The sequence below is a fragment of the Cellulomonas sp. A375-1 genome (genome assembly GCF_001040865.1).
Lineage (GTDB): Bacteria > Actinomycetota > Actinomycetes > Actinomycetales > Cellulomonadaceae > Cellulomonas > Cellulomonas gelida.
Map to the genome: position 1 here is coordinate 3,043 of NZ_LFKW01000150.1, position 15,837 is coordinate 18,879.

Here is a 15,837-nt window from a genome sequence, read left to right on the forward strand (position 1 = left end):
TCGGGGTCGGTGATCCGCAGGTCCGTGCCGATCGTGAGCTCCGCCTGCTCGCGCTGGGAGGTGCGCCACGTGTCGAGCCAGCCCTGCGCGAACGTGCCGACGGCGACCGCGAGCGTCACGAGCAGCACGGCGCCGGCCGCGCGGCGCGGCCGGCGGCTGATCTCCCAGGCCGTCAGCGGCGCGACGAGCGCGCGGCTGCGCCGGGCGGCGAGCTCGCCGAGCCCGGCGACGAGCGGCAGGACACGGCCGGCGAGCACACCGCCGGCCAGGAGCACGAGCGCGGGCGCGGCCACCAGCAGCGGGTCCATGCCGCCCGAGCCGTCGAGCACGGGGGAGCCGTGCCGGACGAGCTGCCAGAGCGCGACCCCGGCGACGACGACGACCGCGAGGTCGACGCCCGAGCGCGCGAGCATCTGGCGACGGTCCTGACGGATGTCCTGCTGCTCGGAGTCCACGGCCGAGACGCGCCGCCGCACCGAGGGGGCCAGGAGTACCGCCGCGAGCAGGAGCGCGGCGACGGCGCACGTCGTCCACAGCAGCGCGGGCGTCCCGGGGTCCACCGCGAGCCCGGCGTCGCGCAGGACCGGTACACGGGTCACGCCGCGGTACACGAGCCCGGCGAGCCACGGTGCGGTGAGCGTGGCGACCGCGGCGACACCGAGGGCCTCGAACGCCGCCAGGCCCAGCAGCTGTGCGTGGGACGCGCCGCGTGAGGTGAGCAGCGTCTGCTCGGCGGAGCGGCGCTCGGCGAGCAGCCGGGCCGCGAGCAGCAGCACCGTCACGGCCACGACGAGCAGCATGAGCCCGACGACGACCACGCCGACGCGGGTCACCGCGAGGCTCGCCGTGATGGTGTCGAGCGTGCGGTCGAGCGCCGTCGACACGTCGGTGCTCGCGCCCGGGACGGCCGCGTACAGGTCCGTCTGCGCGGTGCGCAGCCGCTCGCGCAGACCCGCGAGCTCGGCGGGCGTGGCGGACGCGAGATCGGGCTGCGCGACGAGGCGCTGCGTCCCGGGCTGGACGGCCCCGACGCCCGGGGCAACGACGAGCGGGCCCCACGCCTCGGCGACGCTGCCGCCGAACGAGCCGGGCACGGGGAAGGCCGGGTCGTACCCGCGGCCCGCGAGGAGGTCGCGCGACCAGACGGAGCGCGGCGGGTCGGCGCGGTAGGTCCCGACGACGCGCACCGGGATGTCCGCGCCGACGTCGGTGCCCGCGGTCCGCAGCACGTCGCCGAGCTTCCAGCCGTACGCCGCGGCCGTCGCGGTGGGGAGCGCGACGGGCACGGCGGTCCCGTCCCACGCGGTCGTCGGCCACTGCCCGGTCAGGAGCGTCGCGTGCTCGGGCACGATCGGGTAGTCCGCGAGGTAGACCAGCACCGGTTCCAGGCCGCGCTCGCGCTCGACGGAGAGCCAGGGCGACGACGTCCACGTGGTCACGTCGGCGTCGACGGGGCCCAACAGCTCGGCCAGGCCCGTCTGCAGTGCCTCCGTCACCTGCTCGGGCGAGTTGCGCCCGACGACGGCGCGCACGTCGATCGTCGTGCTCTCGACGCCTGCGCGGTCCAGGGCGACCTGAGGCGCGCGGTCCTCGCCGACCCAGAGCAGCAGCGCGAAGGTCCCGAGCAGGGTCGCGGCGACGACCGTCACGGCGACGACCGCGAGCAGGAGCGTGCCCTGGGCGCGCGTGCGGTGCGCCAGCAAGCGCGGCATCCATCTCACGCCCAGCAGCCCCCTGACCTCGTCGTCCGGCATGTGTCCGGGCGACCCTAACCCAGGCGAGGCCCTCGGCGGGAGCGTTCCCACGGATGGGTGTACGGGCAGCCGTGGTCGCCCGACGCGTCCCTGTCGGACGCAGGACCTACGCTCGAACCGGTGACGCGGTCAGCACGTCGCCCCGTCCCGAGAGGCACCGCCATGTCCCACCCCACCGCGACGACCGGGCCCCCCGCGCTCGCCGACCTGCACGGGCGCAGCCCGTGGAGCGTCCTGCCGCCGCTGTGCCTCGGCTTCTTCATGATCATGCTCGACACGACGATCGTGAACATCGCGGTGCCGACCTTGGTGCGCGAGCTCGACGCGAGCATCGCCGCGGTCGGCTGGGTCAACAGCGCCTACCTGCTCTCGTTCGCGGTCCTGCTGCTCGTGACCGGGCGGCTCGGGGACCGGTTCGGTCCGCGACCGGTGTTCATCGTGGGCCTCGTGGTGTTCACCGTGACCTCGGTGGCCTGCGGGCTCGCCGACTCGATCGGTCTCCTGATCGCCGCGCGCGCGGTGCAGGGCGTCGGCGCCGCGCTCATGACGCCGCAGACCATGTCGATGATCACGCGCGTGTTCCCGCCCGCCAAGCGCGGTGCCGCGATGGGCGTGTGGGGCGCGGTCGCGGGCGTCGCGACCATCACCGGACCCGTGCTCGGGGGGCTGCTGGTCGAGACCGCGGGCTGGGAGTACATCTTCTTCATCAACGTGCCGGTCGGGCTCGTCGCGCTGTGGTTCGCGTTCCGCAACCTGCCGGTGCTGGCGACCCACGCGCGCACGTTCGACCTGGTCGGCGTGGCCCTGTCGGTCGTCGGCATGTTCCTGCTGGTGTTCGGCCTGCAGGAGGGCGACGCCTACGCCTGGGGCGCGATCGTCGGGCCAGTGACGGTGTGGATGATCATCGTCGCGGGCGCGCTCGTGCTCGCCGCGTTCGTGTGGTGGCAGCACCGGATCGGCGACGAGGCGCTGCTGCCGCTGCGGCTGTTCCACGTCCGGAACTTCTCGCTGTCGAACGTCGCCGGGTTCGCCGTGACGTTCGCGATGACCGGGATCTTCTTCCCGTTCACGATCTACCTGCAGCTCGTGCTCGGGCTCTCGCCGCTGCGCGCCGCGCTCGTGGGCGCGGGCGGCTCGCTGGTGTCGGGCTTCGTCGCGCCCGTCGCGGGACGGCTGTCCGACCGGGTCCCGGCCAAGTGGGTGGTCGCGACGGGGTTCGCGATCCTCGTCGTGGTCGTGACCTGGCTGGTGGCGGTGATCGAGCCGGAGGCGTCGGTGTGGCACCTCGTGTGGCCCATGACGCTGTTCGGCGTCGGCACCGGGCTCCTGTTCTCGCCGCTCGCCGCGGCGGCCACGGCGGGGCTGGACCAGCGCACCGCGGGTGCCGGCGCAGGCGCGTTCAACACCACGCGCCAGATCGGCGGGGTCGTCGGCTCGGCCGCGGTGGTCGCCATGCTCACCTCGCGCCTGTCCGCGACCATCCCCGCGGCTGCCGCGGACGCGGCCGGCTCGCTGCCCGCAGCGGCGCGCCAGCCCTTCCTGGACGGGCTCGCGAAGGTCGACGCGTCCCAGTTCTCCGGTGGCTCGGGAGCGACGTTCCCCGTGCCACCGGGCGTGCCCGCGCAGCTCGCCGAGCAGGTGAGTTCCGCCGCGCTGCAGGCTGTCCACTCGGGGTTCGCTACCGCGGTGGGCCAGACGCTGCTGCTCACCGCGGCCGTGCTCGTCGTCGGGCTCGTCGCCGCGCTCGCGATGAACGCCATCCGCCCGCACGCGCACGTCGTCCCGCTCGAGGCACCAAGCCGGGAGCCCGTGACCAGCTGACGTGGCGCCGGCGGGCGCCACGTCCTCACGGTCCCCGCGTTCGCCCGTGCGTCAGGCCTGCGGCGGACGGGTCATGCTCAGGACGTCGAGGGCCGCGTCGAGCTGCTCCTCGGTGACCTCGCCGCGCTCGACGTAGCCGAGGTCGACCACGGCCTGCCGGATGGTCTGGCCGTGCTTGACCGCGTGCTTGGCGATCTTCGCCGCGGCCTCGTAGCCGATCACGCGGTTGAGCGGCGTGACGATCGACGGCGACGACTCGGCGAACGCCCGCGCGCGCTCCTCGTTCGCGACGAGCCCGGCGACGGTCTTGTCGGCGAGCACACGGCTGGCGTTGGCGAGCAGGCGGATCGACTCGAGGACCGCTGAGGCGATGACGGGGATCTGCACGTTGAGCTCGAACGAGCCCGACGCGCCCGCCCAGGCCACCGTCGCGTCGTTGCCGACGACGCGAGCGGCCACCATGAGGACGGCCTCGGGGATCACGGGGTTGACCTTGCCGGGCATGATCGACGAGCCGGGCTGAAGGTCGGGGATCGCGATCTCACCCAGGCCGGTGTTGGGGCCCGAGCCCATCCAGCGCAGGTCGTTGCAGATCTTGGTCAGGCTGACGGCGATGGTCCGCAGCGCGCCGGACAGCTCGACGAGCCCGTCCCGCGACGACTGGGCCTCGAAGTGGTCGCGCGCCTCGGTGAGCGGCAGGCCCGTGTCCTCGCGCAGGAGCTCGATGACCCGCTGCGGGAAGCCTGCCGGCGTGTTGATGCCGGTGCCGACCGCGGTGCCGCCGAGGGGGACCTCGGCCGTGCGGGGCAGCGCGGCCTGCAGGCGCTCGACGCCGTACCGAACCGCGGCGGCGTAGCCGCCGAACTCCTGGCCGAGGGTCACGGGCGTCGCGTCCATGAGGTGCGTGCGGCCGGACTTGACCACGCCGGCCCACGCGTCGGCCTTGTCCTGCAGCGCGGCGGCGAGGTGCTCGAGCGCGGGGATGAGGTCCCGCACGACGCCCGCGGTGGCGGCGACGTGCACGCTCGTCGGGAACACGTCGTTGGACGACTGCGACGCGTTGACGTGGTCGTTCGGGTGCACGGCCGAGCCCAGCGCGAGCGTGGCGAGGGTGGCGATCACCTCGTTCGTGTTCATGTTCGAGCTCGTGCCCGAGCCCGTCTGGAACACGTCGACGGGGAAGTGCGCGTCGTGCGCGCCGCTCGCCACCTCGTCGGCCGCACCGACGATCGCCTCGGCGACCTCGGGTGCGAGCACACCCAGCTCGGCGTTCGCGCGTGCCGCGGCCTTCTTGATGCGCGCGAGCGCCTCGATGTGACCCCGCTCGAGACCTGTGCCGGAGATCGGGAAGTTCTCGACGGCGCGCTGCGTCTGCGCGCGGTACAGGGCGGTCGCGGGGACGCGGACCTCGCCCATCGTGTCGTGCTCGATCCGGTAGTCGACGGCGTCGTCGGGAAGCGCAGAAGTCATGCGCCCATCCTGCCGCACCCGGCGGGCGGGCCGTCGCGGACTCAGACCTCGCCGATGTCGCCGACGACCTCGGCGACCCGCACGCGACCGTCGGTCAGCGTGTACTCGAGCCCGACGATCGCGCACCGGCCGGCCGCGACCGCGTCGGCGAGAGTCACCGAGAACCGCTGGAGCATGAGGACGGTGTGCTTGACGTGCTCGTGGCCGAGCGCGGCGGCGGACAGGTTCTCGACCGGCTCGCCGGTCCGGGTGAGCCCGACGATGCTCGGGATGACGCGGTCCACCACGGCGCTGACGAGCCCGGGTGCCTGCGTGCCTCGCGTGAGCGCCTCCGTCGCGGCGGCGACCGCGCCGCACGAGTCGTGACCCAGGACGACGACGAGCGGCGTCCCGAGCACCGAGACGCCGTACTCGATCGACCCGACGACGGTCGTGTCCAGCACGTGGCCCGCGGTCCGCACGACGAACAGGTCGCCGAGCCCGCGGTCGAAGATGATCTCGGCGGCGACCCGGGAGTCCGAGCACCCGAACAGGACCGCGAACGGGTTCTGCCCGTGCTGCACCTCGGAGCGTCTGTCGACACCCTGCGACGGGTGGAGCATCTCGTCGTTGACGAACCGGTCGTTGCCGGCCTTGAGCGCGGCCCAGGCCTCGGCTGGCGTGAGGGGTGTGGTCACGCGCCCATGGTGGCAGGTCGACGGATTCCCGTCCTGAGGTGTCCAGTTTCGCCGCCCCGGCGGCCCGGACGGACGTCGCGCGCGGGCGTCGTCAGGCATCCCGCAGAGCATCCCGCAGAGCGGCCCGGCGCGCGGCCCGGCGTGCGGGGGCCGCCGCACTGGTGTAGCCAGGACCCAGGACGCAACGGCGCGGACAGGGACAGGGGACAGGCGTGCGACGACGCATTCGCAGCATCGCGGCGACCGCCGCGCTCGCGCTCGCGCTCCCGTTGGCGGCGTGCGCGAGCGAGTCGGGGCCGCCGACGCTCACCTGGTACATCAACCCGGACAACGGGGGCCAGGTGAAGATCGCCTCGCTGTGCACGCAGGCGGCCAAGGGCGAGTACCGGATCACGACCGAGGTGCTGCCGCGCGACGCGGCGTCGCAACGCGAGCAGCTCGCGCGGCGCCTGGCCGCCAAGGACTCGTCGATCGACATCATGAGCCTCGACCCGCCGTTCATCCCCGAGCTCGCCGAGCCGGGCTTCCTCGCGCCGATCCCGTCGGACGTGGCCGAGGCGGTCACGACCGACGTCGTGCAGGGCGCGATCGACGGCGCGACGTGGCGCGACGAGCTCGTCGCGATCCCGTTCTGGGCGAACACGCAGCTGCTCTGGTACCGCAAGTCCGTCGCGGAGGCCGCGGGCTTCGACCCGGCGAAGACCCCCGTGACGTGGCAGCAGATCATGGACGCGGCCGCCGAGCAGGACAAGTTCCTCGGCGTGCAGGGTGCCAAGGCGGAGTCGCTGACGGTGTGGGTCAACGCCCTGATCGAGTCGGCGGGCGGGCACATCCTGGAGAACCCGGAGGCGTCGGCGGACGAGCTCACGCTCGGCTTCGAGTCCGACGCGGGCCGCAAGGCCGCCGAGATCATGGGCACGATCGGCCGCGAGGGGCTGGGTGGTCCGGGCCTGCCGACCGCCGACGAGAACGCGACGATGACGGTGTTCCAGCGCGACCGGGGCTCCTTCATGGTGAACTGGCCGTTCGTCTGGTCGGCGACCAACGCGGCCGTCGAGGACGGCACGCTGGACGCCTCGATCGTCGACGACATCGGCTGGGCGATGTACCCGCAGGTCGACGAGGGCACGGACGCGCGTCCGCCCTACGGCGGCATCAACCTCGGCATCGGCGCGTTCAGCACTCATGTGGACCTCGCGCTCGAGGCGGCGCAGTGCATCGTGAGCCCCGAGAACCAGGCGTTCTACTTCGCGACGAACGGCAACCCGCCGTCCTCCACCAAGGCGTACGACGACCCCCAGGTGGTCGAGGCGTTCCCGATGGCCGACGTCATCCGGGAGTCGCTCGAGAAGGCCGCGCCCCGCCCGCAGACCCCGTACTACAACGAGGTCTCCACGGGCGTGCAGGAGACGTGGCACCCGCCGGCCTCGGTGAACCCGGACACGACTCCGCGTGAGGCCACCGACTTCATCACCGCGGTCCTGAGAGGGGAGGCGCTCCTGTGACGTCGTCCACGGTCGTCCCGGGCGCCACGACGAGCGAGAGCGACGCGCCCCGCAAGGCGCGGCGCAGCGACCGCGCGCGCGACGAGGCCCGCCTGGGCTGGTGGCTCGCCGGCCCGGCCTTCGTCGTGATGCTCGCCGTCACGATCTACCCGATCCTGCAGGCGTTCTACGACTCGCTGTTCTCCTACCGCCTCACTGCTCCGTCCGACAAGGCCTTCAACGGCGGGCAGAACTACGTCGTCGTGCTGACCGACCCCGTGTTCTGGCAGGCGTTCCTGGTCACGTTCGTCATCACGATCGTCACGGTGCTCGTCGAGCTGGTCCTGGGGTTCCTGCTCGCGCTCGTGATGCACCGCGCGATCACACAGCTGCGGGGCGTGCTGCGCACGGCAATCCTCGTGCCGTACGGCATCATCACGGTCGTCTCGGCGTTCGCGTGGTTCTACGCGTTCGACATCAACTCAGGCTTCGTCAACCACTGGTTCTCGTGGCTGCCGGGCATCGACGCCGACCTCAACTGGTTCGCCCACCAGGGCACGAGCCTGTTCGTCATCATGGCCTCCGAGATCTGGAAGACGACGCCGTTCATCTCGCTCCTGCTGCTCGCGGGCCTCTCGCAGGTGCCGGGCGAGCTCGAGGAGGCCGCGCAGGTCGACGGCGCGACGTGGCGGCAGCGCCTGCAGCGCGTGGTCCTGCCGAACATGAAGGCCGCGATCATGGTCGCGGTCCTGTTCCGGGCGTTGGACGCGTTCCGCATCTTCGACAACGTCTTCATCATGACGAACGGCGCCAACGGCACCACGGTGCTCTCGCTGCTCGCCTACCGGACGTCGATCGGGCGCCTCGAGATCGGCCTCGGCTCGGCGATCTCCGTGCTGCTGTTCCTGTGCGTCATCGGGATCTGCTTCGTCGCGATCAAGCTCTTCAAGGTCGACCTGGCCAGCGCGAGGGGGGAGGGCTGATGCGCACGTTGACGCCGCGGCTCAAGGTCGCGTGGGCGGTCATCACGCTCCTCGTGCTCGTGTGGGCCCTGCTGCCCGTCGTGTCGATCATCGCCACGTCGTTCAAGCTGCCCAGCCAGCTGGACCTCGGCACGTTCTGGCCCAAGACCTGGACGACGACGAACTACGAGCAGATCTTCGTCGGCTCGGCCAAGGACCTGTTCCTGCCCGCGCTGCGCAACTCGATCGGCATCTCGCTGATCGCGACGTTCGTCGCCGTGGTGCTCGCGACGCTCGCCGCGTACGCGATCGCGCGGCTCGACTTCCGGGGCAAGAAGCTCATCCTGACGACCGCGCTCGGCGTCTCGATCTTCCCGGTCATCTCGATCGTCACGCCGCTGTTCAACCTCTGGCGCAACATCGGCCTCTACGACACCTGGCTCGGCCTGATCATCCCGTACCTGTCGCTCACGCTGCCGATCTCGATCTGGACCCTCGCCGCGTTCTTCCGGCAGATCCCTTGGGAGCTCGAGCAGGCCGCGCAGGTCGACGGCGCGACGAGCTGGCAGGCGTTCCGCAAGGCGATCGTGCCGCTCGCCGCGCCCGGGGTGTTCACGACCGCGCTCATCGCGTTCTTCATCGCGTGGAACGACTTCGTCTACGGCATCTCGCTGACCTCGACGAGCGCGGCCCGTCCCGTGCCCGCCGCGCTCGCGTTCTTCACCGGCGCGTCGCAGTTCGAGGAGCCGACGGGCGCGATCTCCGCCGCCGCGGTCGTCGTGACCGTCCCCGTCGTCATCCTGGTGCTGCTGTTCCAGCGCCAGATCGTGTCCGGCCTGACCCAGGGCGCCGTCAAGGGCTGAACAAGGAGACTTCCGATGGCTGCCATCACCCTCAAGGACATCGTCAAGCGGTACGGCGACGGCTACCTCGCCGTGAAGGGCGTGAGCCTGGACATCGCCGACGGCGAGTTCGTCATCCTCGTCGGACCGTCCGGCTGCGGGAAGTCCACGCTGCTGCGGATGATCGTCGGGCTCGAGGACATCACCTCGGGCGAGCTGAAGATCGGCGACCAGGTCGTCAACGACAAGGCGCCGCGGGAGCGGCACCTCGCGATGGTGTTCCAGAACTACGCGCTGTACCCCCACCTGACCGTCTACGAGAACATCGCGTTCCCGCTGCGGCTGACCAAGGGCCAGTTCTCCGAGGAGGAGATCCGCGCGAAGGTCGAGCACGCCGCGGCGACGCTCGAGCTGCAGGACCACCTGCAGCGCAAGCCCGCGAACCTGTCGGGCGGGCAGCGTCAGCGCGTGGCGATGGGCCGCGCGATCGTGCGCGACGCGAACGCGTTCCTGTTCGACGAGCCGCTGTCCAACCTCGACGCGAAGCTGCGCGGCCAGATGCGCACCGAGATCGCGCGCATGCAGCGCCGGCTCGGCACGACGACCGTCTACGTCACGCACGACCAGACCGAGGCCATGACGCTCGGCGACCGCGTCGCGGTGCTGCGCAAGGGCGAGCTGCAGCAGGTCTCCTCGCCGCGCGGGCTGTACGAGCAGCCCGTCAACCTGTTCGTCGCCGGATTCATCGGCTCGCCGCCCATGAACTTCCTGCCGGGCGAGGTCTCGGGCAACGAGCTCACGCTGCCGTTCGCGCAGGTCACCCTGTCCGACGACCAGCGCTCGCGGATCGGCTCGCGCGACATCGTCATCGTCGGGCTGCGTCCCGAGCACTTCGCGGACGCGGCACTGCTCGAGGACGGCAAGAAGGACTCCGGGGTGACGTTCGACGCGGAGGTCGACGTCACCGAGTGGCTCGGCTCAGACCTGTACGCGTACGTGCCGTTCGAGACGAGCCCCGAGGTCGCCGGGACGCTCGAGGAGCTCGACCGGGACCTCGACGGCGAGGGCATGCGCACGCAGCTGGTCGTCGCGCTCGACTCCGAGTCGCGGATCCGAGACGGCGACACCGCGACCCTGTGGTTCGACCCGGCCAAGCTCATGGTGTTCGACCCCGAGTCGGGGGAGAACCTCACGTTCGACGCCGATCGGGCGCGGGAGATCGACGAGCAGAACGAGGCCGACCGGAAGGCGTCGCTCGAGCGGGCGCAGCAGCGCGAGCAGCGGGCCAGCAGGTCCGCCTGACCGTCCGTCGCGCGGACTCTCGGCGCGACTCGTCGAGGCCGCCGTGTCGGCCGGCGCCGTCGCCCTCGTCGGGGTCGCGTGTCAGTCGAGCTCGTCGGAGCGCGGCGGGTTGGCGCCGGCGCGCGAGACCGTGATCGCCGCGATGCGTGCGCAGCGCGTCAGCACGGCCTCGACCGTCGCGGCGTCCACGTCGTGCAGCCGCTCCCGGCGGTCCGCCCCGAGCAGCCCGGCCGACCACAGCCCGTCGATCAGCCCGCCCATGAACGAGTCGCCCGCGCCCACCGTGTCCGCGACCGTGACCCGCGGCGCCGCGACGTGCAGCCGCGCACCGGCCGATGTCGCGGCGAACGCCCCCTCGCCGCCGTGCGTCACGACGACGAGCGCCGGCCCGCGCCGCGTCCACTCCTCGGCGATCTCCGCCGGCGCCACGCCCGGGTGCAGCCACGCGAGGTCCTCGTCGCTGACCTTGACCACGTCCGCGAGCCGGACCATCGCCTCGACGTAGGGCAGCGCGTGCGCCGAGCTGCCCATGAGCGCCGGGCGCAGGTTCGGGTCGTACGTCAGCGTCGAGGTCTCCTGGCGGCGGGACATCTCGTGGGCGACACGCGTGCCGCCCGGCTCCAGCACCGCCGCGATCGATCCGGTGTGCACGACGCGCGGGACGGCCTCCTCGCCGTCCCACGAGGCCGGCAGGTCCCACTCGAGGTCGAACTCGTAGGTCGCGACGCCGTGGGCGTCCAGGTGCGCCGTGGCGACCGGGGTCCGGCTCGCGGTGCGGTCGCCGGTCAGCACGCGCACGTGCGACGCCTCGAGGTGCCGCTTCACCGTGTCCGCCGCGGCGTCGGTACCCAGCCACGTGAGCAGGTCCACCGCCCGGCCGAGCCGACCCAGGCCGAGCGCGACGTTCGCGGGGCTGCCGCCCGGGTGCTCGTCGCGCGTGCCGTCCGCACGCTCGACCACGTCGACGAGCGCCTCGCCGATGACGAGCGCGCGCTCCAGCGTCCCCGCGCCCCGGTGTCCCGCTCGCTGCTCGTCGGCCGCGGGCTGCCCGCCGGAGGCCGTCACTGGCGGCCGCCCTCGTCGGCGCCGCCGGGTGCTTGGGCGCCTGCGTCCCCACGGACACCCGGGCCCTCGCCCGCAGCCTCGCCGCGTGCGGCGGCGAGCCGCTCGCGTGCGCCGTCGAGCCACTGCTGGCACCGGGCCGCGAGCGCCTCCCCGCGCTCCCAGAGCGCGAGCGACTCCTCGAGCGACTCCGCACCGCTCTCGAGCCGGCTCACGACGGCGACGAGCTCGTCGCGCGCCTGCTCGTAGCTGAGCGTCTCGAGCCCGGCACCCGGTCCTGCCCCCGCGGTCTCGTCGGCGGGGGACGTCGTCTGCTTCGGCACGGCCGTCAGTCAACCAGAGCGCGCCCACACCCGCGCCGCGCTTGCCGCCGGGGCGTCGTCAGCTGCCGGTGCGACGGGGCCGGTCAGGCGTCCGTGACCTGGGCGGCGAGCTCGCCGTGCGCGACCCGGACCCGCAGCGGGTCGCCCGGCGCGACCTGCTCGGGATCGCGCACCACCGCACCGTCCGCGCGCTGCACCACGGCGTACCCGCGTTCGAGCGTGGCCGCGGGCGACAGTGCGCGCGCGTGGCCCGCCAACCCCCGGACCTCGGTGCTCGCGCGATCCAGCAGGTGCGCGAGGGTCCGGCGGGCGCCGTCGCGCAGCGCGGTCACGCGCGCCTCGTGCGCGTCGACGAGGGTCGCCGGCTGCGCGAGCACCGGGCGGCTGCGCCAGTGGTCGAGCGCGGTCTGCTCGCGCTGCAGGCGCTGCACGAGCGCCGCGCGGCTGCGCAGCCGCGCCTGGGAGATCCGCGCCCGCTCCTCGGCGACGTCCGGCACGATCCGCTTGGCCGCGTCCGTGGGGGTCGAGGCGCGCAGGTCCGCGACCAGGTCGAGCAGCGGCGCGTCGAGGTGATGGCCGATCGCGCTCACGAGCGGTGTGCGGCACGCGGCGGCCGCGCGCACCAGCGCCTCGTTGCTGAACGGCAGCAGGTCCTCGAACGACCCGCCCCCGCGCGCGACGACGATCACCTCGACCTGCGGGTGCGCGTCGAGCTCGGCGATCGCCGAGCTGACCTCGGGCACCGCGCGCGGGCCCTGCACCGTCACGCGGCGGATCTCGAACCGCACCGCGGGCCACCGCGCTCGCGCGTTCGACACCACGTCGTGCTCGGCGTCGCCCTGCTGCGCGCACACCAGCCCGACCACCGCCGGCAGGAACGGCAGCCGACGCTTGCGCGACTCGTCGAACAGCCCCTCGGACCCCAGCACGCGCCGCAGGTGCTCGATGCGCTCGAGCAGCTCGCCCAGCCCGACGAGGCGCACCTCGTCGGCGGCGAACGCGAGGCTCCCGCGCTTGAGGTGGTACGTCGGCCGCGCGTGCACGACGAGGTGCGCGCCGTCGCCCACGCCCTTGCCGAGCCGGGCGACGTTCGCCGCGCTCGTCGTCACCGCGATCGACATGTCGACGTCGGTGTCCCGCAGCGTCAGGAAGCACATCGAGTTCCACCGCTTGAGGTCGAGCACCTGACCCTCGATCCACACCGGCGGCATGCGCTGCACGTAGTCCGCGATCTTGGGCGCGAGGTGCCGCACCGGCCACGGCCGGTCGGGGGTCGTCTCGGCGGCCTTGAGCGGCAGCGGCAGACGCGGCTGGACGCCCTCGTCGGACCCGACGCCCCGCTCGTCGTCGGCCCTGCCCTGCTCGCCCGGCGCCATGTCGCTCACGGCCCCACCCTGCCCTATCGCGCCCACACGTCGGCGTCTGGCCGCCTGCCCACCGAGATCCGCCCGGCCGGACCTGCGGGGGAGCGGTGAACGTGCTGCGTGGGTCGGTCGAGGGGACACGAGCGGAACCGGTCCGGACGTGGACCTCACCTAGACTCGGACGCGTGACCACTCCCTCCGCACCCAAGAAGGTGCTGCTCGCCGCGCCGCGCGGGTACTGCGCCGGCGTGGACCGCGCCGTGATCGCCGTCGAGAAGGCGCTCGAGCACTACGGCGCCCCCGTCTACGTGCGCAAGGAGATCGTCCACAACAAGTACGTCGTGGAGACGCTGGCCGCGCGCGGCGCGATCTTCGTGCACGAGACCGACGAGGTGCCCGAGGGTGCGCGCGTCGTGTTCTCCGCGCACGGGGTCTCGCCCGCGGTGCACGCCGCGGCCGCCGCGCGTTCGCTGCAGACCATCGACGCCACGTGCCCGCTGGTCACCAAGGTGCACAAGGAGGCCGTGCGCTTCGCCTCCGAGGACTACGACATCCTGCTCATCGGGCACGACGGGCACGAGGAGGTCGAGGGCACGCAGGGTGAGGCGCCCGAGCGGATCCAGGTGGTGAACTCGCCCGAGTCGGTCGCCGACGTCGTCGTGCGCGACCCCGAGCGTGTCGTGTGGATCTCGCAGACCACGCTCTCGGTCGACGAGACGATGGAGACCGTGCGCCGGCTGCGCGAGCGGTTCCCCGCGCTGCAGGACCCGCCCAGCGACGACATCTGCTACGCGACGCAGAACCGCCAGGTCGCCGTGAAGAAGATCGCGCCGCACTGCGACGTGGTCATCACCGTCGGCTCGGCCAACTCCTCGAACTCGGTCCGGCTCGTCGAGGTCGCGCTCGAGAACGGCGCGCGGTCCTCGTACCGCATCGACAAGGCCGACGAGATCGACCTGGCCTGGCTCGAGGGCGCCACGACGGTGGGCCTGACCTCGGGCGCGTCCGTGCCGGAGATCCTGGTCCGCGACGTGCTCGACCTGCTCGCCGCGCAGGGCTTCGGGGAGGTCGAAGAGGTCCGCACCGCGACCGAGGACCTCATGTTCTCGCTCCCGCGTGAGCTGCGTGCCGACCTGAAGGCGGCGGGCCACGCGCCCGCGCGCCCGCGCCGCGAGGGACGCCGCACCCTGGACGTCACCCCCGCCTGACCGACCGACCCGGCGCCGTCACCTGAGACGCGCCGACGTCCGTCTCGCGCGAGAAGGGCTGGCGCCCGGCTCACGCGCGGCGGGTGGTCGGGAGCGCCGGGCGCTCAGGCGCCTGCCGCCGAGCCGGTGCGGCCGTCGGGGGAGCCACCCGCCGCCTCGGCCTCGAGCGCCTGGGCGTCGCGGTCAGCGCTCGTGTCGAACCCGTCGAGGCTGACGAGCTGGTCCGCGGCCGAGGCGATCAGTTCCGGGGCGCTGAGCGCCGAGAGCTGCGGGTTCGCGGCGGGCGGCGTCTCAAGCCCGTCGCTCACCACGCCGAGCTCGGCGAACCGGCGCGCGCTGACGAGCACGCGCGTCTCGAGCGAGCCGACGGTCTGGTTGTAGGCGCCTGCGGCCGCGTCGAGCGAGCGCCCGAGCTTGGCGAGGTGGCTGCCGAGCGTGGCGAGCCGGCCGTGCAGCTGCTTGCCCAGCGTCAGGACCTCCTGCGCGTTGCGCGCGAGCGCGTCCTGCCGCCACGCGTACGCCACGGTGCGCAGGAGCGCGAGCAGCGTCGTCGGCGTCGCGACGATGACGTTGCGGTCCGCCGCGTACTCCCACAGCGCTGGGTCCTGCTCGAGCGCCGCGTGCCAGAACGCCTCGGCAGGGACGAACATGACGACGAACTCGGGCGCGGGCGCGAACTGGTCCCAGTACCGCTTGTGCGCGAGCGCGTCCACGTGGGCACGCACGTGCCGGGCGTGCGCCGCGAGCCGCTCGGTGCGCACACGCTCGTCGGCCGCCTCGTGGGCCTCGAGGTAGCCGAGGAACGCGACCTTCGCGTCGACGACGACCTGCTTGCCACCCGCGAGCCGCACGACCATGTCCGGGCGCTGCAGCCCGTCGTCGGTGCGTGCCTGCTCCTGCTCGACGAAGTCGACGTGCGCGAGCATCCCCGCGGCCTCGACCACGCGCCGCAGCTGCATCTCGCCCCACCGGCCGCGGACCTGCGACGCGCGCAGCGCGGTGACGAGCTGGGCGGTCTCGGCCCGCACGCGCTCCGACGTGGAGCGCATCGTCTCGACCTGCTCGCGCAGCGCGGCGGCGCCCTCGGCGCGGGCACGGTCCGCCGCGTGCATCTGGTTGCGCACCTCCTCGAGCGTGCGGGCCAGCGGGTCGACGAGCGCGCGCACCGCCTGCTCGCGCTGGGCGAGCTCGCCCACCTGCGTCTGGCGGTCCGCGGCGAACCGCTGCGACGCGAGCGCCAGGAACTGCTCGGAGCTCTGCGCGAGGGCGTCGGACGCGAGCGCGCGGAACTGCTCGGCGACGTGCGCGGCGGCGCCCTGCGCGGCGTCACGCTCCGACTCCAGCCGTGCGCTCGCGGCAGCGGCGGCGACCTGCGCGCTGCGCACGGCCTGCTCCGAGCGCCGCGCGGACAGCACCCACGCGACCGCCCCGCCGGTCACGACCCCGACGACCAGCCCCACCAGCACACCGAGCAGCACCTGTCCCATGCCGGGCACCGTGCCAGAGACCACCGACAGGCACGTCCCGGCCCCGCCGTGCGGCGGTGCGGGTCGGGGCGCGGAGCGGGG

13 protein-coding genes are annotated in these 15,837 nt (G+C 73.2%); 6 read left to right on the forward strand and 7 right to left on the reverse strand.

Annotated elements, in window-relative coordinates:
- The coding region (locus tag CWIS_RS19085) for a hypothetical protein (protein WP_048344341.1) at positions 1-1,712 on the reverse strand (1,712 nt) is incomplete at its 3' end.
- 204 nt (positions 1,713-1,916) lie between these two features.
- Between CWIS_RS19085 and CWIS_RS15995 the strand changes: the two genes are divergently transcribed.
- The gene (locus CWIS_RS15995) at positions 1,917-3,575 is read left to right on the forward strand and encodes a DHA2 family efflux MFS transporter permease subunit (RefSeq protein WP_048344342.1); all 1,659 of its coding nucleotides are present in this window, start codon (positions 1,917-1,919) and stop codon (positions 3,573-3,575) included.
- A 51-nt stretch (positions 3,576-3,626) separates the two neighbouring features.
- On the opposite strand, the gene CWIS_RS16000 is transcribed toward CWIS_RS15995, so the two are convergent.
- Together CWIS_RS16000 and CWIS_RS16005 are read right to left on the reverse strand one after the other, a co-directional pair.
- Complete coding sequence (locus CWIS_RS16000) at positions 3,627-5,045, reverse strand: aspartate ammonia-lyase (RefSeq protein WP_048344343.1); 1,419 nt, start codon at positions 5,043-5,045, stop codon at positions 3,627-3,629.
- Positions 5,046-5,086: 41 nt separating this feature from the next.
- Entirely contained in the window at positions 5,087-5,722 is a 636-nt protein-coding gene (locus tag CWIS_RS16005) for a carbonic anhydrase (protein ID WP_048344344.1), read from the reverse strand.
- A 212-nt stretch (positions 5,723-5,934) separates the two neighbouring features.
- Between CWIS_RS16005 and CWIS_RS16010 the strand changes: the two genes are divergently transcribed.
- The 4 genes from CWIS_RS16010 to CWIS_RS16025 are packed head-to-tail and all read left to right on the forward strand — an operon-like array spanning position 5,935 to position 10,312.
- Positions 5,935-7,227 carry an extracellular solute-binding protein gene (locus tag CWIS_RS16010; RefSeq protein WP_048344345.1) on the forward strand — a complete coding sequence of 431 codons (1,293 nt, stop codon included), beginning with the start codon at positions 5,935-5,937 and terminating at the stop codon, positions 7,225-7,227.
- Positions 7,224-8,189 carry a carbohydrate ABC transporter permease gene (locus CWIS_RS16015; RefSeq protein WP_048344346.1) on the forward strand — a complete coding sequence of 322 codons (966 nt, stop codon included), beginning with the start codon at positions 7,224-7,226 and terminating at the stop codon, positions 8,187-8,189. Before CWIS_RS16010 ends, CWIS_RS16015 begins: the two co-directional genes overlap by 4 nt.
- A complete protein-coding gene (locus CWIS_RS16020) occupies positions 8,189-9,031 on the forward strand; it encodes a carbohydrate ABC transporter permease (protein ID WP_048344347.1) in 843 nt (280 codons plus the stop codon). The genes CWIS_RS16015 and CWIS_RS16020 overlap by 1 nt, the downstream gene beginning before the upstream one ends.
- Before the next feature lie 15 nt (positions 9,032-9,046).
- Complete coding sequence (locus tag CWIS_RS16025) at positions 9,047-10,312, forward strand: ABC transporter ATP-binding protein (protein ID WP_048344348.1); 1,266 nt, start codon at positions 9,047-9,049, stop codon at positions 10,310-10,312.
- 81 nt (positions 10,313-10,393) lie between these two features.
- On the opposite strand, the gene CWIS_RS16030 is transcribed toward CWIS_RS16025, so the two are convergent.
- The 3 genes from CWIS_RS16030 to xseA all read right to left on the reverse strand — a co-directional run bounded on the left by CWIS_RS16030 (position 10,394) and on the right by xseA (position 13,073).
- Positions 10,394-11,311: a carbohydrate kinase gene (locus tag CWIS_RS16030; protein ID WP_048344381.1), complete on the reverse strand. Its 918-nt coding sequence runs from the start codon at positions 11,309-11,311 to the stop codon at positions 10,394-10,396.
- 62 nt (positions 11,312-11,373) lie between these two features.
- Entirely contained in the window at positions 11,374-11,697 is a 324-nt protein-coding gene (locus CWIS_RS16035) for an exodeoxyribonuclease VII small subunit (protein ID WP_048344349.1), read from the reverse strand.
- Positions 11,698-11,780: 83 nt separating this feature from the next.
- Positions 11,781-13,073 carry an exodeoxyribonuclease VII large subunit gene (gene xseA, locus CWIS_RS16040; protein WP_082156546.1) on the reverse strand — a complete coding sequence of 431 codons (1,293 nt, stop codon included), beginning with the start codon at positions 13,071-13,073 and terminating at the stop codon, positions 11,781-11,783.
- Between the two features lie 173 nt (positions 13,074-13,246).
- On the opposite strand from xseA, the gene CWIS_RS16045 reads away from it, so the two are divergent.
- On the forward strand, positions 13,247-14,269 hold the full coding sequence (locus tag CWIS_RS16045) for a 4-hydroxy-3-methylbut-2-enyl diphosphate reductase (protein WP_048344350.1): 1,023 nt from the start codon (positions 13,247-13,249) through the stop codon (positions 14,267-14,269).
- Positions 14,270-14,373: 104 nt separating this feature from the next.
- On the opposite strand, the gene CWIS_RS16050 is transcribed toward CWIS_RS16045, so the two are convergent.
- Complete coding sequence (locus CWIS_RS16050) at positions 14,374-15,756, reverse strand: DNA recombination protein RmuC (RefSeq protein ID WP_053071791.1); 1,383 nt, start codon at positions 15,754-15,756, stop codon at positions 14,374-14,376.
- Positions 15,757-15,837 lie beyond the last annotated feature (81 nt).

What these genes read in the sequence shown, in the direction of transcription:
- CWIS_RS15995 (WP_048344342.1), top strand. Translation starts at nt 1,917, where the DNA reads ATGTCCCACCCCACCGCGACGACCGGGCCCCCCGCGCTCGCCGACCTG.
- CWIS_RS16000 (WP_048344343.1), bottom strand. Translation starts at nt 5,045, where the DNA reads ATGACTTCTGCGCTTCCCGACGACGCCGTCGACTACCGGATCGAGCAC.
- CWIS_RS16020 (WP_048344347.1), top strand. Translation starts at nt 8,189, where the DNA reads ATGCGCACGTTGACGCCGCGGCTCAAGGTCGCGTGGGCGGTCATCACG.
- CWIS_RS16025 (WP_048344348.1), top strand. Translation starts at nt 9,047, where the DNA reads ATGGCTGCCATCACCCTCAAGGACATCGTCAAGCGGTACGGCGACGGC.
- xseA (WP_082156546.1), bottom strand. Translation starts at nt 13,073, where the DNA reads ATGGCGCCGGGCGAGCAGGGCAGGGCCGACGACGAGCGGGGCGTCGGG.
- CWIS_RS16050 (WP_053071791.1), bottom strand. Translation starts at nt 15,756, where the DNA reads ATGGGACAGGTGCTGCTCGGTGTGCTGGTGGGGCTGGTCGTCGGGGTC.